1 protein-coding gene is annotated in these 608 nt (G+C 68.3%); it reads left to right on the top strand.

Features of this window, described 5'->3' with window-relative positions; genetic code table 11:
• The first annotated feature begins 198 nt into the window (after window positions 1-198).
• Window positions 199-414, top strand: coding sequence for a hypothetical protein (locus BFF77_RS32585; RefSeq protein WP_066957177.1), 216 nt, complete (start codon window positions 199-201; stop codon window positions 412-414).
• The last annotated feature ends 194 nt before the right edge of the window (window positions 415-608 follow it).

Below are 608 nucleotides of genomic sequence, written 5' to 3' on the forward strand. Positions count from 1 at the left end.
AGATGTGTATAAGAAGCAGATCCGGGGCGGTGGGGGCCGGGTGATGTGACGGCGCATCCGCCGTTGTGTGTGCCGTGTGCGATGGCTTCGGTGGGGGCGTGTCCGTATTTACGGGAGCGGTATCTGGCGCTGCGGGTACGTCAGTTCGCGGTGGCGGGGGTGCATGGGGCGTTGTACCGGCCTGGTGGGCCGTTTCCGGTGGCGTACGGCGTGGACGGTGTGTCGTTCGGGAGCGGGCGGATCGGGTGGGTTCTGGCTGCTCAGTTGATGGTGAGGCTGGAGGAGTTCACGGAGGTCGACCTGGAAGCCGAACACGCGGCGTACCTGAGGAGGGCCGAGACGAGGGAGCGAGACCTCGGGGGCGCCGGGACGGACGAGCGTCTCCGGCTCGGTGAGTACCTCTCGTCCCCGTAGCCCGTACGTGGCGGGCGCGGCACCGGCCGAGTCCTGTCGACAGCCCGCCCCGCCCCCTGTTGCCCGGTGTGGTCTGGACGTCGTCGGTTCTGGTCGGCCTTGGCGGAGCTTGGCCTTGGCGGAGGCTGGTCGCTGGGGTGAACCGAGTGGCGGGTCCTGGTTTTTTCTTGGTCTTTTGCGGGCCTGTGGGTGGG

It is taken from the genome of Streptomyces lushanensis, assembly GCF_001700515.1.
GTDB classification, from domain to species: Bacteria; Actinomycetota; Actinomycetes; order Streptomycetales; family Streptomycetaceae; genus Streptomyces; species Streptomyces lushanensis.